Source organism: Corynebacterium sp. HMSC074C01, assembly GCF_001814605.1.
Classification (GTDB): domain Bacteria; phylum Actinomycetota; class Actinomycetes; order Mycobacteriales; family Mycobacteriaceae; genus Corynebacterium.
In genome coordinates, this window is sequence record NZ_KV817297.1 from 138,905 (window position 1) to 162,751 (window position 23,847).

Below are 23,847 nucleotides of genomic sequence, written 5' to 3' on the forward strand. Positions count from 1 at the left end.
TGTTTATGGAGTGATTGTCGGCGCCGAACCGGGTGTGCCCGCGTTAGCGCTGGATACTCCCTTTCAGCGTAGTGGTGGCGCGCAGGTCCCGCCACCAGATATGCCAGGCCGCGAGCTGTCCAAAGAAAATAGACAGCTTTGTACGGATTGGCCGGGTTTTTATTCACTAGCGCTATGGGCTAACGGTGCAGCTGACTGAGTTCTAAAGGTATTACCAATGTAAAAAGCCTTTCGTCCGAAATGGACAGCTTGGTACGTTTTGGGACATCAACACCGAAGACAAACAACGATAACCTGCAGAGGAGGTGAGCATGTCCCCGCGACTTTCCGCATCCGCACCACTAGACCAAATCAGCGAAGATACGCCCAAGGAGCTTAAGCGCACCGCTCTCTCCTTCGAGGTGATCCCGCCGCGTCACGATGCAGACGCTGCAAAGATTGACCGCTTGCTCGCCACGCTCGCCGCGTATAACCCTGATTACATCGCCGTCACCAGCTCCCAGCGCTCTGGGTGGCTGGAGGGAACCGCGGCCTTCATTGAGAAGATCTCGCGCGATACGGCGATGCGCCCCCTGGCCCACCTGGCCTGCACCGCCGGCACAGAGGAAGAGCTCGTTGGCTGGATCGACACGCTGGTCGACGCCGGCGTGCGCGGCCTCCTCGCGCTCCGCGGCGACCTGCCGGAGGACGGCATGCCCGAAGGCCACCTGCCGCACGCTGATTCCCTGGTCCGGCTCATTCGCCGCTGGGAATCGGACCGCGTGGCGCGTTTGGCAGCTGGCCGCTTGGCGGTTGGTGTGGCCTGCTATCCCAACGGCCACGCTGAGTCCGCCACGCTGGACGAGGACATCGACGTCCTTTTGGCCAAGCAGCGTCTCGGCGCAGACTTCGCCATCACCCAGCTTTTCTTCGACGCGGAGGATTACGTCCGCTTCGCCCAGCGCGCCCGGTTGGCGGGTGTGCGCATTCCGCTCATTCCCGGGATCATGCCGATGACCAGCCGCGCTCGGGTGGAGCGAATGTGCCAGCTGTCCGGGTTGGACGGGCCGACCAAGGTGCTTGACCAACTCGCGGCAGCGACCTCTCCCGAGGAAGAGAAAGAAATCGGCATGCAGATTACAGCCAAGCTGGCGAAGTCGGTGATGAACGCCGGCGCCGACGGGTTGCACATCTACACGCACAACAATCCAGACATTACGACTGACCTGCTACATCGAATTGGAGTCATCCCATGACCGCACCCTTCCCCAAGGCCACGATTGAGGGCTACCCACGCGTCGGTGCCCACCGCGAGCTCAAGCGCGCGCTGGAGTCCTACTGGTCCGGCAAGATCGACGGCGAGACCTTCGAATCCGCCGCGCACTCCCTGCGCCTCGACACCTACGCCCGCCTCAAGGAGCTGGGCCTCACTGAGGACTACGCCATCCCGGCCGACGTTGCCTACTACGACCACGTCCTCGAGACCGCGTTGACCGTAGGCGCTGCTCAGGGCGAGAGCCTCGATGATGAGTTCACCCTGGCCCGCGGAAACAAGGACACGGCGCCGCTGGAGATGACTAAGTGGTTCGACACCAACTACCACTACATCGTTCCTGAGATTACCGATGACCAGACCTTTAGCGCCCGCCCGCAGCGCGTGCTGAAGATCGTCGAGGAGGCCCGCGCCGCTGGCCACACCGTGCGTCCGGTCCTCGTTGGCCCAGTGACCCTGCTGGCGCTGTCCAAGCAGGCCGAGGGCGCCACTAAGCAGCCGCTCGACCACCTTAATGAGCTCGTGGACTCCTACCTCACCGTATTGGCTGAGCTTCACGACGCCAGCGTCGAATGGATCCAGCTCGCCGAGCCGGCTCTAGTAGCCGACCTCGCCGCGGCTGACGACGCCACCCTCGCCGCCGCACTCAAGAGCGCCTATGGCCGCATCCTGGGCGCGGAGAAGCGCCCGCAGGTTTACCTGACCACGCCCTATGGTTCTCTCAACGCTGGCCTCGACGTCATCACCGAGCTTCAGCCGGAAGCAGTCCAGGTGGATCTCTCCGTGGGCACACTGGCTCTGGACAACTCCTACCTCGAGCGCGTGGCCAAGCTCGCCGGCGCCACCCACCTCTCCGCCGGCCTGGTCGACGGCCGCAATGTCTGGGCCGCCAACCTCCGCGACCTGCGCGAGAAGCTCGAGACCCTCGGCGAAGGCGTTTCTGTAACCACCTCCGTGTCCCTGCAGCACGTGCCGCACACTGTGGAGGCGGAGACCTCCCTGCCGGTGGACGTCGCCACCTGGTTCGCCTTTGCCGACGAGAAGATCCGCGAGGTCGTAGCACTCGCCGCCGGTCCGCTGGATGCCCCGGAGGCTTATGCACAGGCCGACCGCGCCGTGCGCACCCGTGCCGAGTCCTCTCGCACCCACGACCAGACAGTACAGGATCGCACCGCGCAGCTGCCGGAGGGCCAGGTTCAGCGCCAGCCGGAGTTCGCCGAGCGCAACAAGGCGCAGGAAGCCCTCGGTCTGCCGCAGCTGCCCACCACCACCATCGGATCCTTCCCACAGACTGCTGAGATTCGCGCCGCCCGCGCCGCACACCGCAAGGGCGAGCTCTCCGATGCCGACTACACCGAGGCACTGCGCAACGAGGTGAAGTCCGTCATCGAGCTGCAGGAGCGCCTAGGTTTGGACGTTCTGGTCCACGGTGAGCCGGAGCGCAACGACATGGTGCAGTACTTCGCCGAGCTTCTCGACGGCTTTGTCGTCACCGAGAACGGCTGGGTCCAGTCCTACGGCTCCCGTTGCACCCGTCCGCCAATCGTGGTTGGTGACATCTCCCGCCCGAAGGCCATGACCACTGAGTGGGCGAAGTTCGCGCAGTCCCTGTCCGAGAAGCACGTCAAGGGCATGCTCACCGGTCCGGTGACCATCCTGGCCTGGTCCTTCGTGCGCGATGATGTTCACCAGTCTGTCTCCGCTGATCAGCTCGGCGTGGCGCTGGCCGACGAAGTCCGCGACCTCGAGGAGGCCGGCATCGACATCATCCAGATCGACGAGCCCGCCCTGCGCGAGCTGCTGCCGCTGCGCGAGCAGGACCGCAAGGCCTACCTCGACTGGGCGGTGCGTTCCTTCCGCCTCGTAGCACTCGAGGCCAAGCCGACCACCCAGATCCACACGCACCTGTGTTACTCGGAGTTTGGCCAGATCATCGACGCTGTCGCCGGCCTGGACGCCGACGTCACCTCCATCGAAGCTGCCCGCTCCCGCATGGAGCTGCTCGAGGACATCGATGAGAAGTTCCACTCTGAGATCGGCCCCGGCATCTACGACATCCACTCGCCGCGCATCCCGTCCGTGGCGGAGATGGCCGAGCTCATCCGCGCGGCACTCAAGAACGTGCCGGTCGAACGTCTGTGGGTCAACCCGGACTGCGGCCTGAAGACCCGCGGCTACGAGGAGACCGAGGCCTCCCTGCGCAATATGGTCCTCGCCCGCGACGAGGCCCGCGCCAGCCTCTAGGGGTTTAAATCTTTGGATTTAAACCGTCCATCGCCGTCAGCTCACTGAGCGCGGCGATGTCTCCGTTTCCGCCCCTATCGAAGTGCAGTGCCTTGAGCCCCGCTGCACGTGCACCCTCGACGTCATTAGCCACCGAATCACCAATCATGAGCGTGGAGCCAGGCTCTACCTCTAGGCGCCGACAAGCCTCGAGGTAGGCCTCTCGGTGCGGTTTTGGCTTAGCCATTTCTACGGTGGGAAAGAGCTCGACGTCTGGCAGGTCGAGCCCGCCCGCCCGTAGTTTTGCCTCCTGCATGTCCCGCGCACCGTTCGTCAGAATGCCGACCTTGAGGCCCAGGGATAGGACGTGCTGGAGGGCGGGGAGGGCGTCGCCAAGCGCCTGCCAGTGCTTTTCATACGCGGCCAAATACTTGGCATATTCCGCCAGCGCCTCCTGCTCCGTCATCTCCGGGCGGCCCAAGAATTCGCGGCAGCGCTCCACGCGCTGGCCTTGGTGGGTGACCTCGCCGCGCTCGTAGGCGGCGAACCACTTCTTTTCGATCTCCGCGAAGCGCTCGTAATGACCGCCCGGCAGCCACTCCTCCACGGCCGCATGCATCGCGGCGGTGTGGTCCATGAGGGTGTCATCGAGATCGAAGAGAACGGCGCGAATCATGCTTGCAACCCTACGCAGATCGCTGACAGCGTCGCGGCGGAACAACGAAATGGTGGAAATTTCCATACAATGGCTGGCATGACTCAGAAGACCGCAACTGCAACGATGCACACCAACTACGGTGACATTGTTATCGACCTGTTCGGTAACCACGCACCGGTAACCGTTGAGAACTTCATCGGCCTGGCTAAGGGCGAGAAGGACTACACCACCCAGAACGCCAAGGGTGAGCAGTCTGGCCCGTTCTACGATGGCGCTATCTTCCACCGCGTTATCGACCAGTTCATGATCCAGGGCGGTGACCCCACCGGCACCGGCCGTGGCGGCCCCGGCTACCAGTTCCAGGATGAGTTCCACCCGGAGCTCCAGTTTGATCGCCCGTTCCTGCTGGCCATGGCGAATGCCGGCCCGGGCACCAACGGCTCCCAGTTCTTCATCACCGTGGCGCCGACCCCGCACCTGAACAACCACCACACCATCTTCGGTGAGGTCACCGACCAGGCTTCCCAGGAAGTTGTGTCCAAGATTGCTAAGGTCTCCACCGACCGCATGGACCGTCCGGCTGAGGACGTTGTCATCGAGTCCATCGAGATCGCCTAAGCGTTTTAGCTTTTCATCTGAGCCCGCTGCCACGTGATGTGGTGGCGGGCTCGTTGTTTTAGGAGTCTGCGTGAAAAATTATTTTCGTTCGGCGCCAGTCACCATGGTGCTCATGGTGCTGTGCATTGGGGCATGGTTGGTCACGGCCATCCAGGCCAAGACCCTCTCTACGCCCTACTATCGCAGCTTGCTGGCCCAAGACTGGACGCTGTGGGGCCCTGAAGTGTCCGAGCACCCCGCAACTGTCATTACCGCGGGCTTTATGCACCTCGACGCCGGGCACCTCTTGGTCAACATGGTGATGCTGTTCTTTGTGGGCAGGGAAGTAGAACGCGCCCTGGGCAGCGCGCTGTATGTGGCGGCCTATCTCATCTCCATTGTTGGCTCTTCCGCCGCAGTGCTGTGGATGGACTTCGGCACACCCACGGTGGGCGCCTCCGGCGCCCTCTTTGCGCTCATGGGACTACTCATCGGCGTGTACCGCAGCCGCGGTTTAGACCTGCGAGCGCCCATCGCCTTGGTCGTAGCAAACGTTGTCTACAGCTTTGTGGCGGAGAACGTCTCCGTGTGGGGGCACTTGGGCGGTTTGCTGACAGGACTGCTGTTGGCACCATTCCTCTTTCGCCAACGGGCGTGGCTGCGTTGGCTGGGGATATGGCTTATTGCTGTCGTGGTAGCCGTGTTAGCGGCGCTGCGAGCTGGGCTTTGGGGATAACTTGGGCGTGTTATCCACCAAAACCTCTGTGCGAAAGAATTCCACATAAGTTATCCACACTGTGGATAACTACATTTTTGTAATTTACCGAACGTGTGGGCCAAGATAACCGCAGATCAGCAGCGTATTAGATTGTGTTCGAAGTTTTTGTGCGGTCTGTGGGAAGCGTGAAAACACTTATCCACAGGGTGTGGAGAAAAGCTGTGGAATTCGATTTCCACAGAGTTATCCCCACCCTGTGGATAACGTTGTACCCAAGGTGTTAACAGCGCTCAGGTTGTGTGGAGTTTGGCAAAAGACGTCTAGCAAAAGGCATCAGTCATAAGGCGTTTTCACGGCTGAAAACGCCATTTACGCAGGGCGGATGGCGTTTTTAGATCCAAGGATGCCTTTTGCCAGATGCCTTTTGCAAGGGTTCATAGCCGTAAGCGTTTTAAGAAAAGGAGTCCTGTCGCCAGGGTGAAGTCGGGCTTAGGAGCCAGCGCCACCCAGAATCTTGGTCACCAAGTTCAGGCGCGTGCTGGCGCCGAAGATGGTGATGAGGCGCGAGACGTGCTTCTTCACGGCGGACTCGGAATAGCCGGTGGCGGCAGCGATCTCTGAATTGGAGTTGCCGGCGAGGAGGAGTTTGAGGACGGCTATTTCGGCGTCGTGAAGCTCGTGGTTCTCAATGGCGGCGGCGACGGGATCGCGTGGGGTGGCAGGCTCACCGATGTAGTCGACTAAACGGTGCATGGCGGCGGGCGCCACGACGGTGCCGCCCTCCACGGCGGCGCGAACCGCCTCGATGATCGAGCGCGGGCGCTGGTTCTTCAAGATATAGCCTGCGCCGCCCGCCCGCAGGATCTTCAGCATCGTGTCATCCGAGTCGAAGGCGGTCACCGCCAAAAACGTTGGGGGATTCGGCCCGGAGTTAAGGTGCTTGAGCAGCGTAATGCCGTCCATGTGTGGCATGTGAATATCGGCGAGGACGAGGTCCGGATTGACTTCCTCAATCTGCGCTAAGCAATCCGCGCCGTTGGTTGCCTCACCGACCACCATGATGTCCTCGGTGGTCTGGAAATAGACGCGGAGCGTCGAGCGAACGAGCTCATCATCGTCAACGAGGAAAACCCGAATGCTCATGGGAACAGTTTAGCCGCGGCACCACCAGAGCTGGGGATTGTTGGAGCATCGGAAGTGGTCGGTGAATTCGCCCGCGAAAGACTTGTAGAAGGTGAATCCCGTGGACTCAGTGCTCTCAGTAGCGGTGGTGTTAGCGGTAGCTTCAACAGGAGTCTCATCAGCGCTGGCGAGTGGTGCGGAAAACAGCGCGAGAGCTGCAGCGGCAACGGCGAGGGAAGAACGCATGTCTACTAACCTTGTGGAATCTAAAAATCGGCGAGTTACCGGGCAAGTTTACTATATTTTTCTTAGGTGGGTAGCGGGAAGAGAAAGGCGTGTGACCCAGAGCTCTCCTTCTTTTCCACTGCCGAAGACGCCGTGCATGCGGCGAACGCGGCGGGCGATTTCCCCCACGCCCAGACTCGTCGTCATGTATTGGCGTGATTGTTGCGCCGCAATCTCGGAAGTGATCACGAGGTCGATGGACTTGGAGCTGCCAGTGGCCTCGATGCTTACACGGGATTCAGGGCGAGCGTACTTGAGGATGTTGATGGCGAGCTCAGAGAACACGAGCGATAGCTTTTCCGGCAGAGCAAGCTCACCGTTCTTGCCCACATTGATCTGTGCTTCGCAGTGGAAGCCGTGGCTGCTAAGGAAGCTAACCATGGTGTCGAGGTCTTCTTCCAAGGACTTAACTCCCTGAGTCAAGCTCTCATTCTTCATCACGCGTAGCAGGTCGCGGACTTCGCCCATGGCCCGGCGGGCGTCGTTAGCAATCGCTTCCGCGGAGTCAGCCGCAGAGGGATCCGTTTGGGTCAATGCCAAGGTTTCAGAGCGCATGACCACGGAGGTGAGCGTCGCAGCTACCGAATCGTGCAGTGCGGTCATCAGCGCCTCGCGTTGCTCGGCGGCGCGTTGCTCAGCGGCAAGACGCTGGTCCCGGGTTTTGCGCAGCGCGGCTCCAATGACGATGGCCACTGCATACAAGATGAGCGGTGTCGACAGGTTCAGCGGATCGAAATCCGGAAGATAATTCTTCGATGGATCCGTCGTGATGAGGTAGGTGTAGGCCACCGCTGGGGGAACCGCCCACAGCCAGCGCGTGCGAAAGGCCACGATGCCGACGATAACGGGGCTCCACGCCAGGAGTAAGAAAGACCGCCAGTCGGAAAACCAGACAGCGAGCGCAAAAAGCGCACCGTACCCGCAGGCCGACGCAAGTGGGCGGCGGATGGCCAGTGGCGTTAGGGTTACGCCGAGGCCGGCGAGCACGAGTGCGCCGGGAGTGAGGAAGTTTTTATCCACCGTGACGGTGAGCATCACCAAAATGATGCAGCCAACGCCAGCGATGCTATAGAACCTCGAGGAGCTCATCGGCAGCGATGAAAACTAACGCCAGCCCATCGTCATCAACAGACCGATGATGGCCAGACCGAAGCCGATGCCGTAATTCCACGGTCCCAGCTCTTGCATGAACGGAATGGACTCACCTGCAAGGTAGTTGACCACCAGCCAGAGCAGGCCGAGGAGCATGAGGCCCAGCATGATGGCGATGTACCACTTCGGAGTTCCCTCAGAGTTGATCTTGACCGGGGTGCGGTTAGTTGCAGAGCTGGAGGACTGCGGGAGTGCGGAGCCCTCCGTCGTGATCTTGGACTTTGGCATTGTTACACCTTCACGAAGAATAGGGGTGGTTAATCTGTGAGATACCTTAGCAGCTGCGCCTTTGAGAGCTATTGCGGTAGCAATGCTGCCGGGTCAAACTCCCAGAACCGGACGTGGATGGTTTCATCCTTACGGATGACATCGCCGCGGCTTGCCGACGCCCATCCGATCTTGTTGCTGTCGATCGGATTAGACGTCGGGATGCGTTCGCCCACGTCGAGGGAACCGGACCAGCCCTTGGCGCGCAGCGCGGATTCGGCTTCCTGCTGCGAGGAATGCGTAATATCCGGTGCCTGGATGAGCATCGCGTTGGAGACTTCCAGGGTGACCTGGCTGCCCTTGGGTAGCTTCTGGCCCTGCTCGACAACCCTGAGCACCTGGTTCTCCGGCAGCTCCGAATCCACCGAATTCACGGTGACGTCAAAGTCCATGGAGGACAGCATGTCCACCGCGCGGTCACGATCCATGCCGCTGACGTCGGGGACGCTGACTTCCTTCTGGCCCTTGGACACCGTGACGCGTACTTTCGAACCCTTGGATAGCTGCGCGCCGCCCGCTGGGTTCTGGGAAATGATCTCGCCCGCGGGGGCCTCATCATTCACCTGTTCCACGTCGGTATTCAGCTCCAAGCCGGCTTCCTCCAGCGCAGTGGTAGCTTCATCCAGCTTCATGCCGGTGAGATCCGGGACCTCGGTGACCTCCTTGCCAGAAGATACTGTCAGCGTGACCGAAGAATTCTTCTGCAGCTCCGAGCCCTCCGCCGGGTTGACGCGGATCACCTTGCCGCGCGGCACATCGGGGCTGGGTTCTTCGTTGACGGTTACCAGCAGGCCAAGCTTTTCCAGCTCCTCGACCGCTTCATTGCGCGGGCGGTTGGCCACCTTCGGGACAGTGACCATGTTCGCGCGCTGAGCTGCTTCATGCTGTTCCTGTTCGCGTTCACGGGCTTCTTGACGGGAGCTATCCCAGAAATCCCAGGCAAAGTAGCCAATAATGGCGACGAGAGAAGCGGCGAGCAAGGCCGCCAGCCACTTCAAGCCGGAGCCTGACTCCTCATCCTCCGAAGGGCGGGTGGAGGCCACCGGCGCACGGTGTTGTGCGGCCACGGGTGCCACCATTGTGGTGGGATGATCCTCATCGTTGACGTGGGAGCGTGCCGCTTCCGGGAGTTGGCCCTGTGCTAAACGATCAAGGTCATCGCCCATCTCCCAGGCGGATTGATAGCGATCCGCCGGGTGCTTGGCCATTGCCGTGAGCACGACGGCGTCGACGCCAAGACGCTCTCGCTCCGTGAGCTTTTCGTCAATGAGCTCTGAGGGGGGCGTTGGATCCTCTTGCACGTGCTGGTAGGCCACAGCGAAGGGAGTCTCGCCCTCAAACGGGGTGCGTCCAGTGACCGTTTCATACATGACGCAGCCCAGAGCGTAGACGTCGGAGCGTGCGTCGGCAGGCTTGCCACGGGCCTGTTCCGGGGAAAGATACTGCGCGGTACCGATGACAGCAGAGGTCTGCGTCATCGCCGACGTGGAATCATCCAGTGCGCGGGCGATGCCGAAGTCCATGACCTTCACTTGGCCGGTGTTGGTCAGCATGATGTTGGCCGGCTTGATATCGCGGTGGATGATCCCGGCCTCGTGGGAGGATTGGAGGGCCTCCGCTACTGGCTTGAGCACGCGCGCGGCCTCCGCCACCGACATGGGGCCATCCTCTCGGACAATGTCGCGCAAGGTACGACCCTGCACGTATTCCATGACGATATACGGCACCATCAGGCCGTCGACGTCCTTTTCACCGGTATCGAAGACAGCAACGATGTTCGGGTGGTTGAGCTTGCCGGAGTTTTGGGCCTCGCGGCGGAAACGCTCACGGAAGTTAACGTCGCGCGCCATGTCAGGGCGCAGCATCTTGATGGCAACAGTGCGCCCCAAGACGGAGTCTTCGGCCTCGTAGACCTCGGACATGCCGCCGGAGCCGATGGACTGGCGGAGGTGGTACCGATCACTGACCATGGCGGGTTACTGGCCTCCCTGTAGTGCGGAATCTTCGGTGGGGTTGTTCTGTGAGTCTAGTTCGGGTTCGGGCAGCGTGTTGTCATCGACCTGCGGTTGCGTCTCCTCCGGAGGGAGCGTCGGCAGATCGTGTTGGGTGGTCCGCTGCGCGGTCGTGGGCGGGGAGGGAATGACTGAGTGCGTCGTGGTGACGGTGACTTGAGTAGGTTCCTCTTCCACAGTGGTAATCTCAACGGTCTCAGGGGCTTCCTTTTCCTCTTCTTCCGTTGTTTCCGGCTCCACGGTTTCGGTCACAATGACCTCCGTTGGCGTGGGCTGTGGGGTCGGTGTCGTGTTCCCCCACAGCCTATAAGCCATGAACCCGATCGCCACGAGGGCCGCGATAGCCACCGCGATGAGCAAACCAGTGCCGAAACCTCCCTGCTTGGCGGGGCGCTCCTCCGTCTGGGCTGCAGAAACGGCCGGACGCACCGTGGTGGGGTGCGCCATGTTGGCCAGCATTTCAGTGGACGCGGAAGGAGAAGGTTCAGCGGCGATGGGAGCCAAGGCCGCGGACTTCGGCTGCGGTGGACGCTGGCCTTGGCGCACGGCGGAGATCGCGTTGGTGAACTCGTTGCCGTCGGCGAAGCGGGTGCCCGGGTCCTTGCGCAGAGCCATGCCGATCAGTTCACGGGTGGGCGCGCTAATCGACGTCGACAAGGGCTCCGGCGCCTGGCTAATGTGCGCCAGCGCCACCGAGACTGAGGAATCGCCGCTAAAGGGGCGTTTTCCGGCCAGCATTTCATAGCCCACGACACCGAGCGAATAGACGTCAGACGACGGGCCAACCTCGTAGCCCTGGGCCTGCTCGGGGGAGACGTACTGGGCGGTGCCGACGACCATGCCGGTGCGGGTAAGAGGCACAGCGGCGGCGGCTTTGGCGATGCCAAAATCGGTGATCTTGACCTGCCCATTCTGGGTGATCATGAGGTTGCCGGGCTTGATATCGCGGTGCACAAGTCCCATGTGGTGGATCACGGACAGGCCGTGGGAGGCCTGCTCCATGACGTCGAGCGCCAGTGTCTCCGGGAGTGCGCCCTCGCGCGCCAGCAGGTCCGCCAGGGATTCGCCGCGAACATACTCCAGGGCCATGTAGCAAAAGGTGCGGCCGTTGTCCTCGAGCTCGCGGTAGTCGTAGGTAGCCACGACATTGTCGGAATCGATGGATTCCGCGGCCTTGGCTTCGTTGCGGAAGCGAGAGAGGAACTCATTGTTATCGGAGAACTCTGGGCGCAGGACCTTGAGTGCGACCTCGCGGTCGTTGCGCACGTCATCCGCCAGCCACACAGTGGACATGCCGCCGTGGCCGACGATCCACTGCAGCTGGTAGTCCCCGCCGATCAGCGCTTGGAGGTGCTCCTTGTTATCTGCGCTATTCACTACTGCTCACCTCCGTATGCGCGCAAGATGGCGCGACCGATGGGGGCGGAAACCTGGCCGCCGGTTGCGCCTTCACCAAGGTGTCCGCCATCTTTGACCACGACGCCGACTGCGATGTCCTTGTCCGGGTCGAAAGCCACGTACCACGCGTGCGGGGCAAGGCCCTCGCCGTGCTCCGCGGTACCGGTCTTGGAGGCGAAACCGTTGCCGTCGAAGCCAAAGGTGTTGCGCTCGGAGGCGAACATGAGGTCCTTGATCGTATTGGCCGTTTCTTCATTCACGGCTTCAGCGGCCTGACGCGGTTTGGTGGCGCGTAGTTCCTTCATCTGGGCATCGGTGATGCGGTTGACCAGGTAGGGCTCCATACGCTTGCCGTTGTTGGCGATGGTGCCGGCCATGATCGCTGCCTGGAGCGCTGACATGGTCACGTCGCGCTGACCGATGGCGGATTGGGCGACTTGGGCGCCGTCGCTAAGCTCGCCGAGCGCTCCGGCGGACGTTCCTACGCCCAGGGAGTACTTCTCACCCACGCCGAAGCCTTCGGCGTACTTGCGCAGCTCATCGGCGCCGATGCTCTCCGACATCTGCACAAAGGCCGTGTTGCAGGACAATGCGAAGGCCGTCTGCAGCGTCACGCTTTCCGCGCCGCCGCAGGACTGGTTGCCGTAGTTGGTCAGTTCCGTGACGGTATCGGGCAGCGTAATGGACGCCGCGCCGGTCAGCGTGGAGTTCGGCTCGAAACCGTTGTTGAGACCAGCGGCGGTGGTGATGATCTTAAAAATTGAGCCCGGGGGCAGGGTGTCCTGTGCAGCATGGTTAACCAGCGGCGTGCCCTCCTGGTTCTGCAGCTGTTCCCACCTCTCGTTGGCGTTATCACCGAGGAGGTCGGACACGTTAAAGCTCGGGGTGGAGGCCATGGCCAAGATCTTGCCCGTCGAGGGCTGGATAGCAACGGCCGCGCCGTTATAGCCCGGTCCAGCGAGCTGGTCGTAGGCGGCCTGCTGCAGGGCGGGATCGATGGTGACCTCCACGTTCGCGCCCATCTGGGGCTTGCCGGAGAGCACATCGAGCCAGTTGCGCGCCAGCAGCGAATCATCCTTGCCATTGAGGATGTCATTCTGGGAGGCCTCCAGCTGCGAGGCCCCGAAGCGTTCCGAGAGGTAGCCCGTGATGTTGGCGAAGGCCGGGGAGTCGGCGGGGTAGGAGCGGGAGTAGTTGCCCTCGGCGTCGGCCGTGGACTGCGCCAGGACCATGTTGCCGGCGAAGATCTGGCCGCGCGGTGTCGTGCGCATCTCCAAAAAACCGCGGACATTCTTGGGGTTATGGGCGTATTTATCGGTGGAAAACGCCTGCACCACCGTGAGGTTCACGAGGAGTATGGCGGTAAGAATCAGGGAAAAGAGGGCCACGAGGCGGATCGATCGGTTCATCGGCTTGCCTCCTGGATGGCAGGGAACATAGACGTGTCAGTGGGTGCGTTTGAGCTCAGCTCACGCGCCGGGCGGCGAGCCGCGTTCGAGATACGCAGCAGGATGGCCAGCAGCATGTAGTTAGCCATGAGAGAGGAACCACCCGCAGACATGAACGGCGTGGTCAAGCCCGTCATGGGCAGCAGCGCGGAGATGCCGCCGGTGACGACGAAGACCTGCACAGCCAAGGTGAGCGAGAGGCCCGAGGAGACCAGCTTGCCATAGGTATCACGGCAGCTTAGCGCGGTGCGGAAGCCGCGGGAGACGAGCATGGCAAACAGGACAAGCACAGCGGTAAGGCCAATGAGGCCGAACTCCTCACCGATGCCAGCCAGGATGAAGTCGGAGTGCGCCACCGGAACCATGTCCGGATGCCCCTGGCCTAGGCCGGTGCCGGTAATGCCGCCGGAGGACATGCCGAAGAGTGCTTGGGAGAGCTGGTAGCCGGTGGAATCATAATTGGCCAGCGGATCCAAGAAATTGGAGAAGCGCTGTTGGATCTTCTCCGATATCTGGTAGATGCCGAAGCCACCGACGCCCACGAGGATGACGCCAATGAGTAGCCAGCTCACGCGGTTGGTGGCCATGAAGAGCATTCCGAGCACGGTGCTAAAAAGCAGCAGGGCTGGGCCGAAGTCATTGGAAATACCCATGATGACAATGGCAATACCCCAGATCACCAGGATGGGAGCGAGATCCCGCAGGCGCGGCAGTGAAATGCCGAGGAACTTGTAGCCAGCCACCGTAAACAGCGAACGCTTCTGGGTCAGCAGCATGGCGAAGAACAGGATCAACAGGATCTTGGAAAACTCACCCGGCTGGATGGAAAATGGCCCGAGCCACAGCCAGATGCGGGCGTCCACGCCCGGGGGCTGCGGCCACACGAGTGGCAACGCGAGGAGGATGAGGCCAAGCGCGCCCAGGATATAGGAGTATCGGGTGAGCGAGCGGTGATCACGCAGGAGAACCAGCACCAGCGCGAAGAGGATGAGGCCCACGATGGTCCACATCACCTGCCGCACCGCCAGGCCGCCGCCATTCGCCAGGTCGAGGCGCTGCAACAAGATGAGTCCAGTACCGTTGAGCACCGCGACGATGGGCAGCATGAGCTGATCCGCGTAGGGTGCGAGGAAGCAGAGCACCAAGTGAGCGACGGCGAAGACGCCGATGAAACCGCCGATGAGGTAGAGGACATCGAGGGTCAGCACGTTGCCCTGCGACAACTCGAGGCTGACCAGGGTGATGGCGAAGACCACGGTGGCGAGCACGAGCAGGCCGAACTCGGTGCCGCGGGAAAAGAACTTACTCATCTACTTCACCTCCCGGCAGTTTCCTTTGGATTCGCTCTTGGCATCTTTGTTTTTCTCGTCCTTCGACGCCTTCGGGCAGGGCTTGAGCGCCTTGTCCGAAAGCTGCGAAAGCTGCGTTTGCACCTCGTCATAAGAACCGGAGGGCAGATTGCCCACGGCAGCGCGTTCGGATTCGGGCAAATCCTTCAGCGCGAACGGTGCGAAATCACCGTCGCAGGCGCCGTGCCCCAACTTGAGCGCGTTCTCCTTGCTCAAGCAGGCATTTTGATACGTGTGGTGCAGCGGGCGGCCGAAAATCTCATAGTCCGCGCCTTCTTGGATGGTGAGGACACCGTCTTCGTTCGCGGTGACGTAGTAGTTATTGCTTAGGTAACTCTTCATCCAGAGCCCGCCGCTGATGACCAGCACGATAATGATGGCAAGGCCCGCGATGACCTTCCACCCAATCCGGCTTCGTTGGGGCCGCCGCTGTGGTTCCTCCTGGGGTTTCTCCTCAGCGGCCTGGGCTTTTGGGGGTGAGATCAACTTGGCAGCGCGGCTAGCAGAGGAATCCGGGTGCGTTGGCTCCGGGACGACGCCCTGGATCGCGCCCACGGTCACTGGGGCGTTCTCATCACCCTCTCCCTCCACGACCTCTGCCACCACGATGGTGACGTTGTCCGGGCCGCCGGAGCGCAGCGCCAGATCCCGCAGGGTGGTGGCGGCCTCTTCGACCGTGCCCTGCTTCAGCGCCTGCTCGATGGTAGAGGCCGTCACTGGATCCGAGAGGCCATCCGAGCACAACAGGAGGCGGTCGCCCGGTTTAGCATCGAGCATGAAGAGCGTCGGCTCTACCGGGCGGCCCGTGTAGGCCTTGAGGATCAACGACTTTTGTGGGTGGGAAGATACATCTTCTGGGTCGAGCTTGCCCTCGTCCACCAGGGACTGCACATAGGTGTCATCCTTGGTGATCTGGGTCAGCTTGCCCTCACGCAGCCGGTAGCCGCGGGAATCACCCGCGTGGCACACGCCGAACTCGGAGCCGTTAAAGAGCAGGGCGGTCAGCGTGGTGCCCATGCCCTCGGTCTCCGGGTGCTCGTCCACGTGCTCGCGGATCGCCGCATTAGCATCTTCCGCCGCCGCGCCGAGCAGGGCCAGCATGTCATTATCGCCCGGATCACGCTCGAGGGAGGCCATGTGCTCCACCATCGTGGTGGAGGCGACCTCGCCGGCGGCGTGTCCACCCATGCCGTCGGCAAGCACCAGCAGGTGCGGGCCCGCGTGGGCGGAATCCTCGTTGTTTTCGCGGACCAATCCGCGGTCCGTCACTGCAGTAAAAGTCAGGCTTAAAGTCATGCCATCAACCTCACGGTCGTTCGGCCAAGTTTGATATCGGAGCCGACTCCGACTCGTTCTGGCTGGTCAATGCGAACGCCACCAACAAAGGTGCCGTTGCGGGATTCGAGGTCCTCCACGAACCACTCGCTGCCCCTGCGGAACAGGCGAGCGTGGTGGCCGGAGGAGAAATCATCACCAGTGACAAAGTCACAGTCCTGTGCGCGGCCCATCGTACAGTCTTCGAGCGTGCCCAGTTCCATGTGGGAACCGCGCAGCGGCCCGTCCACGATGGCGATCTCACGCGGCGCTTCGCGACGCTTCTGGGATCCCTTCACTGGGGACGATGCTTGGTAGACGCCGGCAGCCTTGTTGGCGTCGCGGCGCATGGCGTTGAGCGCGACCAAGATAAACAGCCACAACAACACCAGCAGGCCGATGCGCAGCGAGAGCAGCACGATCGAATCCATGGAAAATCCTTACGCTAAAAATCTATAATCGTTGCCGGGGTGGTTTAATAGCCTTGGTTCTCGAGGCCGGTGATGCGTACCTCGATGTGGGAGTGGCCGAGGGTGATCACGTCGCCGTCGGCAAGCAGCCAGTTCTCAATAGGGGTGTCGTTCACGGTGGTGCCGTTCGTGGATTGCAGGTCCACCAGCACGGCGTCCTGGCCGTTCCAGGTGATCTCCGCGTGCTGGCGGGAGACACCGGTATCGGGCAGGCGCAGGTCCGCGTCGTTGCTGCGGCCCAGGATGTTGGAGCCCTCCTGCACGTGGTAGACGCGGGAGGAACCGTCCTGCAGCATGAGCGTCACCGCGGGGCCCTGCGGTGCCGGCTGGTTCGGGGTGGGGGCCATGAAGGCGGTGGTTGCGGCCTCATCGGCGTTGTGCGGCTGGGTCATAGAGTCCTCCTGACCATGGTCGTGGTGGAAAATCGCATCAAATCCGGTTTCTTCGGTGGGCTCGTGATCCAAAAAGGAGGACACGCGCAACTGCCCAGTCCGCAGTCCCGACTCCTCCGCGATGCGTACGATGACCGGCCCGGCGAGGGACCAGCCACTGTTACGGATGAAGCGGGTGAGCTGATCAGCTAGATCCTTGGGAACACCCCGGTCTTGGGAGAGGTTCTCGATATCTTTGGAGGATACGCCGACGGTCATGACGTTGGGGCTATACAGCTTGCCATCATCACCGCGGGACAAATTGTCCTGCGCCTCCTGCTTGAGAAGCTCCTCAATCTCAGCGGGGACGACTTTTCCGCCGAAGACAAAGGCCATGCCGTTGTCCAGTCCGCGTTGCAGGGAAGAATCCAGCTTGGCGAGCTTATCTAGCAATGCCATAGGAAGGGCCGTCCTCCTTTCGGGATGTTTTCAGGGAGAGATATAGCAGCGATCAGTATAAGGTGCTTTTCTTGACTTAACGTAGACGCGCGCGGCAAAGTTCCCTGGAAAGTTCAGGTTTGCCAGCGGATTTGTAGATTCGCTGGGGCTGCGTGCTAGAGTTAGCTAGTCGCCAAGACATCAATACCCTGCCCGGGTGGCGGAATTGGCAGACGCGCTGGCTTCAGGTGCCAGTGTCCTTATAGGACGTGCGGGTTCAAGTCCCGCCCCGGGCACGCTGAGCAGTTGAACAAACTGCGACACCGGAGGTAACAAACTCGAAAGGGTTCGTGACCTTCGGTTTCTTTGTTTTTCTGAATTTTGGCGGTCGAGGATTAAAAGTGTGGGGATTTACATCCTAAATCCCGCCCGAGCCGGTCGACACGTCTTTCGAATTTTGTTTTCGATGGTGTCAACAAGTCATCTTGATCTGACACCCTTCTTTTGAGTTTCGGTTTATTGTGTAGGCAGTCAGTCCGAGGCTTGATGTTTGCTTAGGTTTGGTTGGCAGGGTCGAGAGGATAATAGTTTTATTGCATGATCTCGATCTCGTAGTTCGATTTGGGACCGGGCCATTACTTTCGGTGGATCTCTGCTGCGCCCATAGGCCAAGCAGTTTTAGGGGTTCGTTGTACGGGAAAGCTGGTGTGCCTAAACCATCCTTGACTTGAGATCCTACTTAGGGTCACTTGGAATCCTCCAACTGAGGTGTTTCCCGGGTGTTGGAGGATTTCCTAGTCGTTGAATCCTGATCTAGGAGTTAATCGACTGGGCTGACGCGGATAAGGTTTCCATCAGGGTCGGCAACAACGAAGGTGCGGCCGAAGACATCATCGTAGGGTGGCTGCACAATTTGGATTCCTTTCGATTTCCATAGACGGTATGTCTCATCGATGCGGCTTGCCGGTCCATCCAGCATCAAACCTATTTCGCTCGTTCGCGGTGTCTGTTTCTCCATGTGGGTGTTATGGCCGGTCCACACAGCAAACAGGACATCCTTTGAAATCTCGAATGCTACATATCGAGGACTGATGAACGATGGCTGCATATCGAATAAGTCGCTGTAGAAGGCAGTCGAGATCTCTGTATCGGAGACATAGGTTAGGAAAAGATTGGGGGTTGGCATCGCCATTCTCCTTTCGGTGAGTGGTGTTGTTTACGTGGACGCAGTGCATTGGAGCAAACAAACCTGACAAGGAGTGTCATATTCCGGAAAATATTGTGGTTCCAGTGATAATTACGGCATGAGATCGGCGCGCTTGTTGTCTATGCTCTTGCTATTGCAAACCCGAGGCCGTGCTACGTCTGCCGAGCTGGCTTCGCATTTCGAGGTTTCCCAGCGCACAATACTGCGTGACGTTGATGCACTCTCGGCCGCAGGAATACCTGTTTATACGGAGCAAGGTATGCATGGTGGGATTGTGCTCGATAGGCGCGCTCGATTGAACGCTTCTCGATTGGATCCGACTGAGATTCAGCTGATGAGGATTCTTGGCGTCGGGGCAGATTCACTCGCACACTTGGGGTTTGGCCAAGACATCGCCCTGCTGCAGAAGAAAATGAACGCAGTCTCATTCTCTAAAGCGTCCGATACTCATAATTTGGAAGAAAAGGTCCTACTTGATTCCAGTGGCTGGTTTAGCAATGAAACCCAAAACGACTTAGAAGAGTTGCTAGAGGCTGTACGGAAAGAAGCTCGAATTGAGGTGTCCTATCGCCGAAGCGGGGACAAGAAGCAACAACGTGCTGTGGCTGATCCTTATGGGCTTGTACACAAGGGTAGAAGTTGGTACTTGGTCGTCGATATCGATGGGGAACCAAGGATGTTGGCAGTCTCGCGTTTAGAAACCTTTCGAGTTTTAGGTCAAGCTGCTCAGCTTCGTCCAGGGCAAAGTTTGGCAAGGGTGTGGGCGCAGCTCGTTGAGCAATTAGAAGAAGACATGCCAGTTCGAATCACCGCACTTCTTCGAGCGACTCGGCTTGATATGGCATCTCGTATTTTGGGATCACGGCTTATCCATTATGAACCCGTGGACGAAAACTTTGTCCGTATCGTGGTGGGATATGCGGATATTCAGGGGGTAAGGCAATTGCTTCAGTTTGGGGACCACATCTGGGTCACTGATCCCCCGGAAGCAGTAAAAATCACTGCTGATCTAGCTAATGAACTTGCGAAACGACATAGTGGGACCACAAATCCTGAATCGTAGAGACCGAAGATGGGCACTGGGATGCCGTCGTAACAGGCCTGCTGAAAACGGTAAGAGGTGCGCTAACAATCTAGGAGCTCTCGTGGATCTTATGATTGGAGAAAAGTAAGTAACGATGGCTTTCGCTTCACTCGCAGGGTGGTGGAGTAAGGGCTTTGGAGGTTCAGAGCGCCTTCAAGGCGGGCGAGGGCCTCTTACCACTGGTGAAGCCGCAGCGTAGTGCGGGCATCTTAGCCGGTCTACAATCTTCCCACTTCACATTGAGGGTCTTTACCATGACGATTCTGTGTGATCTACCAAGGGTGTGAGAGCAGGTTTACATGTCACTCATGAGAATTCAGGTGAGCACGACTTAGAGGTTGAGGTACGCAAAATATTTCGGCCATAGTGATCGCCCGATAGAGGTAGCACCACCTGCCGCCGATCCGGATATAGGTCTCACCACCCGCCAGGAACTGGCCTGCCAGTCAGGTACCTGTCGGTACCACCGTGTTTGCTTGTCCAGCTCAGGGGCGTATTTCTGGACCCAGCGGTAGATCGTGGTTGATCAACCGGCACACCCCGCTGAAGTCATCATTTCCTCCAAGTCTCGGTAGCTCACCCCTAGCGGCAGTACCACCGCACTGCCCACAGAATGATGTCACGGGGGAAATGACGACCGGAGAAGATACCCATGGCTGTGATTTTTTCACGTCGCTCTTCCTACTGCCCCAACTTTGCAACAGCACCCAAAGCCCTGGAATGAACTCCTGTCACCAGGGTCATTCCAGGGCATATTTCCCTGACTAAGAGAAGCAGTGACACAGAAGGCCTACCTCAGCGTGGGCCCTGTGGGCGTGCAGGTTCCGTGTGTGGCTGGTTTGCTTCGGCATGGTCGGCAGCGATTGATGACCGACTCTGGAGCGGGTGCCTTGTCTGGTCTCGCGGTTCAGGGTAGGTGGACTATTCGGCGGGTTGGATCTCGCTCTCGGTGACCCACTTGTGGTTGGTCATCGTCATCCCGTCGACGGTGAGATCAACCATGTAGACCGTCTCCTCGGTGGAGTAATCGATGGTGGCCTCAGCACCCTTCATGCCGGACATGTGCTCGGCATCCAGGACAACGCTTGCCCCGTCGGGCAGGGGGGCCTGACCCGGATCGACGAGCTCCTCATGGACGACCCAGCGGTGGTCGGTAACCGGGGCCCCACCCTCGGTGGGGGTGTAGCTGACCGAATAGGTCGTGGTGTCAAACGCCCCGGAAATGGTGGCTGTGGCCCTGTCCATGCCGGGCATGTGGTCAGCGGTGAGGATGACCTCGGTGCCCACCGGGTACGTGGGATCCTCGGCCTCTTCAATGCCTGCCGGCGGTGCCCCGCCGTCGGCAGGGTGGTCGTGCCCGCCGTGCTCTTCGTCGGCAGTGGTGGTGTCTTCCTGATGGGTCTCGTTGGTCTCTGCGGTTGCCGTCGTGGTGCTGGTGGTGTCGGCATCGTCGGAGTTGTCGGTGGCGTCGCTGCAGGCGGTCAGCGCCAGGGTGGAGGTCAGTACCAAGGCGGCGAGGGTAATGCTGCGTTTCATGAGCGTTCCTTTCAAAGGTGGTGTGAGTTAGGGGTCGAGAGACAAGGTCAGTCAGTAACGGTTACGGGGGATATCGACCCACTGTGTTCCTCCTTCCCGTCGGTCGGAGCCAGGTGAGCCGGATCCAGATCAATGCGGCGCAACAGCTGGGCGTTCAGGGCCACCACGATGGTCGAGGCAGACATCAAGATCGCGCCCACGGCCGGGGACAGCACGAACCCGATCGAGGCGAGCACTCCGGCGGCCAACGGCACGGCGAGGATGTTGTAGCCAGAGGCCCAGATCAGGTTCTGGATCATCTTGCGATAGCTGGCCTGGGACAGCTCAATCATCGACAGCACTGCCCGCGGGTCATCACTGGCTAGGACCACCCCGGCAGATTCCATGGCCACATCCGTGCCGGCACCGATGGCGATACCGACTTCCGCGCGGGTCAGAGCGGGGGCGTCATTGACACCGTCACCGACCATGGCCACGCTCAAACCCCGGTCCTGCAACTGCGTGACCTTGGTGTCTTTGTCCTGGGGCAGGACCTCGGCGAAGACCTCATCAATGCCTAAGTCCTGACCGACGGCGTGGGCCACCTGCTGGGCGTCGCCGGTGATCATCGCGACCTTCACCCCGCGGTCCTGGAGGGCTTTCACGGCGGCGCGGGATTCGGGGCGGATCTTGTCCTCGACGGCCACCGCACCGATGATCTGACCGTCGCGGACAATATGGAGCACACCGGCCCCACGCTCGGTCCAGGCACTGGTGGCGTCGGTGAGCTCGGCCGGGGTGGTGAGGTTGAACTCGCGCAGCATGTTCGGCCCGCCCACGAGGATCTCAGCGCCATCGACAGTGGCCCGGACCCCCCGGCCGGAGGCGGCGTTGAAACCAGTTGCACGGATTTGCCGACCGGAGGCCTCGGGATGGGCGGCCGCAGCCGCCACGATGGCGCGGGCCACGGGGTGCTCGCTGTCGGCCTCCGCGGCGGCGGCCAGGGCCAGCAGCTCGCCCTCGGTGACGCCGGCAGCTGCCGCGACACCGGTTACCGCGTGCGCACCCTCGGTCAGGGTGCCGGTTTTGTCGAAGAGCACCACGTCGATGGTGCGCATCCGCTCGAGCGCCATCCGGTCCTTGATGAGCACCCCGGATTTCGCGGCCCGCTCGCTGGAGATCGCAATGACCAGCGGAATCGCCAGGCCCAGGGCATGCGGGCAGGCGATGACCAGCACCGTGACCGTGCGCACCACGACATCGTCCGGGCTGCCGATGATGGTCCACACCACCGCGGTGATCAGAGCGGAGATCAGCGCGAACCAGAACAACAACGCCGCCGCCCGATCCGCCAGGGCCTGGGCCCGGGAGGAGGACTCCTGGGCGTCGGCAACCATGCGTTGGATCCCAGCCAAGGCGGTGTCCCCGCCGGTAGCCTCCACCCGGATGCGGACGGTGTTGTCGGTGGCCACGGTACCGGCGACCACCTTGTCACCGGTGTCGCGGAAGACGGGACGGGATTCGCCGGTGATCATCGCCTCATCGAATTCGGCGGCTCCGTCGAGGATGGTTCCGTCGGCCGGCACCCGGGCACCGGCCCTCACCAGCACGACGTCGTCGACGACCAGGTCGGAGATGGCCACGGTGCGGGTGGTTCCGTCGATGACTTTCTCGGCCTCATCCGGCAGCAGGGCAGCCAGCGCGTCAAGCGCGGAGGACGCGGCCCCGAGAGCGGACATCTCCAGCCAGTGGCCCAGCAGCATGATGGTCACCAGCAGGGCCAGCTCCCACCAGAAGTCCAGCTCAAAACCGCCCAGCCCCAGAGTGGTGACCCAGGAGGCGACAAACGCCACGGTGATGGCCATGGCGATCAGGAGCATCATCCCGGGTTGGTGGGATTTCAATTCTCTCCATCCGCCCTTGAGGAAAGGCGTTCCGCCGTAGACGAAGATGATCGTGCCCAGCACCGGGGGGATCCAGGTGGATCCGGGGAATGCCGGGAGTTGGTAGCCGAGCAGCTGGGCGACCATGGGGCTGAAAATAACGACGGGAATGGACAGAATCAGCGACCACCAGAAGCGGTCCCGAAACATTGCGGTGCTGTGTCCGGCGTGTTCGCCGTGACCATGAACGTGGTGGTCTTCGTCCAGGGCGGAGTGCGGGTGATCGTGGGGCATCGCCTGGCCGTGGGTGTCGGCATGTGCGTGGTGTTCGTGGCTGGCATGATCCGGGTGGTGGGTGTGGTCTGTTTCCGGAGCGGGGTGATCACCATGGTGATCACCCGAATGGTGGGGAGTGCTCATGACGTTCCTTTCGCTCAACCCGGTCGGGGTCGAGATGATGGGTAAAACTGATCAGGATAAGACGGTGTAGCCGGCCTCCTCGATGGCCCGGCGAACCATCTCCGGAGGTACGGCACCGGTGACCGTGACGGTGGAAACACCACCAGCAGCGAGATCAATCTGGACGTCGTCGACCTGGGGGAGGGCCTGAAGGGCCTGGGTCACGCTTTTCGCGCAGTGCCCGCAGGTCAGGCCGGTGACCTGGTAGCTAGGGGAGGACCCTCCTGCTGACGAGTCGCTGGCGGCAGGGATGGAGGCAGTGTCGGCACGTGAGGCAGGTCCGCAACAGCTGCAGCCGTGGGAGGCCATCGGCAAGAGGCGGGGCGGGGAGGTGATCATGGGAAAGCTCCTTCGGTTCGGTGGGGTGCGGCGATGCCGCTCTCTAGCGGATACCCCCCCTGGGGTATATTCCCTAGCGTATACCCCCCCGGGGTATATTTTCAAAGGGGGGAAGGGCACGGCCCTCACGCGGGGCAGGGTGTGGTCACCGAGCAGCCTCCTCACTGTCGGGAGGGGACAGCGGGAGGCGGAGGGCAAACACCGCTCCGCGACCGGGTCCGGGGGAGGTGGCGGTGAGAGTGCCGCCGTGGGCCTCGATCAATGCCTTGGAGATGGTCAGACCGAT

Annotated in this window: 21 protein-coding genes, 1 tRNA gene and 2 pseudogenes; 6 read left to right on the forward strand and 18 right to left on the reverse strand. The window is 61.0% G+C overall.

Annotated features, from left to right (window positions below; translation table 11 throughout):
- Positions 1-311: 311 nt before the first annotated feature.
- Positions 312-1,235 (forward strand): methylenetetrahydrofolate reductase, encoded by a 924-nt coding sequence (locus HMPREF2978_RS10015; RefSeq protein ID WP_070524966.1) that lies wholly within the window; start codon positions 312-314, stop codon positions 1,233-1,235.
- Positions 1,232-3,496, forward strand: coding sequence for a 5-methyltetrahydropteroyltriglutamate--homocysteine S-methyltransferase (gene metE / locus HMPREF2978_RS10020; RefSeq protein WP_070745342.1), 2,265 nt, complete (start codon positions 1,232-1,234; stop codon positions 3,494-3,496). The genes HMPREF2978_RS10015 and metE overlap by 4 nt, the downstream gene beginning before the upstream one ends.
- A 4-nt stretch (positions 3,497-3,500) precedes the next feature.
- Here metE and HMPREF2978_RS10025 read toward each other — a convergent pair whose 3' ends face one another.
- Positions 3,501-4,151, reverse strand: coding sequence for an HAD family hydrolase (locus HMPREF2978_RS10025; RefSeq protein WP_070524970.1), 651 nt, complete (start codon positions 4,149-4,151; stop codon positions 3,501-3,503).
- Between the two features lie 69 nt (positions 4,152-4,220).
- Between HMPREF2978_RS10025 and HMPREF2978_RS10030 the strand changes: the two genes are divergently transcribed.
- Together HMPREF2978_RS10030 and HMPREF2978_RS10035 are read left to right on the forward strand one after the other, a co-directional pair.
- Positions 4,221-4,751: a peptidylprolyl isomerase gene (locus HMPREF2978_RS10030; protein WP_070524972.1), complete on the forward strand. Its 531-nt coding sequence runs from the start codon at positions 4,221-4,223 to the stop codon at positions 4,749-4,751.
- 70 nt (positions 4,752-4,821) lie between these two features.
- Positions 4,822-5,466 carry a rhomboid family intramembrane serine protease gene (locus HMPREF2978_RS10035; protein WP_070524974.1) on the forward strand — a complete coding sequence of 215 codons (645 nt, stop codon included), beginning with the start codon at positions 4,822-4,824 and terminating at the stop codon, positions 5,464-5,466.
- A gap of 471 nt (positions 5,467-5,937) precedes the next feature.
- Here the strand turns inward: HMPREF2978_RS10035 and HMPREF2978_RS10040 are convergent, their stop codons facing one another.
- The 11 genes from HMPREF2978_RS10040 to HMPREF2978_RS10090 form a co-directional block, all read right to left on the reverse strand.
- The gene (locus HMPREF2978_RS10040) at positions 5,938-6,591 is read right to left on the reverse strand and encodes a response regulator (protein ID WP_070524976.1); all 654 of its coding nucleotides are present in this window, start codon (positions 6,589-6,591) and stop codon (positions 5,938-5,940) included.
- Between the two features lie 9 nt (positions 6,592-6,600).
- Positions 6,601-6,816: a hypothetical protein gene (locus HMPREF2978_RS10045; protein WP_070524978.1), complete on the reverse strand. Its 216-nt coding sequence runs from the start codon at positions 6,814-6,816 to the stop codon at positions 6,601-6,603.
- A 51-nt stretch (positions 6,817-6,867) separates the two neighbouring features.
- Entirely contained in the window at positions 6,868-7,944 is a 1,077-nt protein-coding gene (locus tag HMPREF2978_RS10050; protein WP_070524980.1) for a sensor histidine kinase, read from the reverse strand.
- 15 nt (positions 7,945-7,959) lie between these two features.
- Positions 7,960-8,235: a cell division protein CrgA gene (gene crgA, locus HMPREF2978_RS10055; protein ID WP_010188168.1), complete on the reverse strand. Its 276-nt coding sequence runs from the start codon at positions 8,233-8,235 to the stop codon at positions 7,960-7,962.
- 68 nt (positions 8,236-8,303) lie between these two features.
- Positions 8,304-10,244 carry a Stk1 family PASTA domain-containing Ser/Thr kinase gene (pknB, locus tag HMPREF2978_RS10060; protein ID WP_070524982.1) on the reverse strand — a complete coding sequence of 647 codons (1,941 nt, stop codon included), beginning with the start codon at positions 10,242-10,244 and terminating at the stop codon, positions 8,304-8,306.
- 6 nt (positions 10,245-10,250) lie between these two features.
- Complete coding sequence (locus tag HMPREF2978_RS10065; protein WP_070745345.1) at positions 10,251-11,663, reverse strand: serine/threonine-protein kinase; 1,413 nt, start codon at positions 11,661-11,663, stop codon at positions 10,251-10,253.
- The gene (locus HMPREF2978_RS10070; protein WP_070745348.1) at positions 11,663-13,093 is read right to left on the reverse strand and encodes a penicillin-binding transpeptidase domain-containing protein; all 1,431 of its coding nucleotides are present in this window, start codon (positions 13,091-13,093) and stop codon (positions 11,663-11,665) included. The genes HMPREF2978_RS10065 and HMPREF2978_RS10070 overlap by 1 nt, the downstream gene beginning before the upstream one ends.
- Complete coding sequence (locus tag HMPREF2978_RS10075; RefSeq protein ID WP_070745351.1) at positions 13,090-14,442, reverse strand: FtsW/RodA/SpoVE family cell cycle protein; 1,353 nt, start codon at positions 14,440-14,442, stop codon at positions 13,090-13,092. Before HMPREF2978_RS10075 ends, HMPREF2978_RS10070 begins: the two co-directional genes overlap by 4 nt.
- Positions 14,443-15,777, reverse strand: coding sequence for a PP2C family protein-serine/threonine phosphatase (locus HMPREF2978_RS10080; RefSeq protein WP_070745354.1), 1,335 nt, complete (start codon positions 15,775-15,777; stop codon positions 14,443-14,445). It lies immediately after the preceding gene.
- Positions 15,774-16,226, reverse strand: a complete 453-nt coding sequence (locus HMPREF2978_RS10085; protein WP_010188187.1) for an FHA domain-containing protein FhaB/FipA — start codon at positions 16,224-16,226, stop codon at positions 15,774-15,776. The genes HMPREF2978_RS10080 and HMPREF2978_RS10085 overlap by 4 nt, the downstream gene beginning before the upstream one ends.
- Before the next feature lie 44 nt (positions 16,227-16,270).
- The gene (locus HMPREF2978_RS10090) at positions 16,271-17,095 is read right to left on the reverse strand and encodes a DUF3662 and FHA domain-containing protein (protein WP_070444456.1); all 825 of its coding nucleotides are present in this window, start codon (positions 17,093-17,095) and stop codon (positions 16,271-16,273) included.
- 190 nt (positions 17,096-17,285) lie between these two features.
- Here HMPREF2978_RS10090 and HMPREF2978_RS10095 point away from each other — a divergent pair.
- A tRNA-Leu gene (locus HMPREF2978_RS10095) sits at positions 17,286-17,370 on the forward strand.
- 524 nt (positions 17,371-17,894) lie between these two features.
- Here HMPREF2978_RS10095 and HMPREF2978_RS10100 read toward each other — a convergent pair.
- Positions 17,895-18,260, reverse strand: a complete 366-nt coding sequence (locus tag HMPREF2978_RS10100; RefSeq protein WP_046648644.1) for a VOC family protein — start codon at positions 18,258-18,260, stop codon at positions 17,895-17,897.
- 118 nt (positions 18,261-18,378) lie between these two features.
- Between HMPREF2978_RS10100 and HMPREF2978_RS10105 the strand changes: the two genes are divergently transcribed.
- A complete protein-coding gene (locus HMPREF2978_RS10105; protein WP_046648642.1) occupies positions 18,379-19,344 on the forward strand; it encodes a helix-turn-helix transcriptional regulator in 966 nt (321 codons plus the stop codon).
- Positions 19,345-19,730: 386 nt separating this feature from the next.
- Here HMPREF2978_RS10105 and HMPREF2978_RS13085 read toward each other — a convergent pair.
- The 5 genes and pseudogenes from HMPREF2978_RS13085 to HMPREF2978_RS13090 all read right to left on the reverse strand — a co-directional run.
- A pseudogene (locus HMPREF2978_RS13085) lies at positions 19,731-20,019 on the reverse strand (IS6 family transposase); the annotation flags it as partial.
- A gap of 267 nt (positions 20,020-20,286) precedes the next feature.
- Entirely contained in the window at positions 20,287-20,901 is a 615-nt protein-coding gene (locus tag HMPREF2978_RS10110; RefSeq protein ID WP_070745358.1) for a YdhK family protein, read from the reverse strand.
- A 47-nt stretch (positions 20,902-20,948) separates the two neighbouring features.
- Positions 20,949-23,183: a copper-translocating P-type ATPase gene (locus tag HMPREF2978_RS10115; protein WP_070745361.1), complete on the reverse strand. Its 2,235-nt coding sequence runs from the start codon at positions 23,181-23,183 to the stop codon at positions 20,949-20,951.
- 51 nt (positions 23,184-23,234) lie between these two features.
- Positions 23,235-23,561, reverse strand: coding sequence for a heavy-metal-associated domain-containing protein (locus HMPREF2978_RS10120; RefSeq protein WP_019193801.1), 327 nt, complete (start codon positions 23,559-23,561; stop codon positions 23,235-23,237).
- Positions 23,562-23,706: 145 nt separating this feature from the next.
- Positions 23,707-23,847 (reverse strand): annotated as a pseudogene (locus HMPREF2978_RS13090) (HAMP domain-containing histidine kinase); the annotation flags it as partial.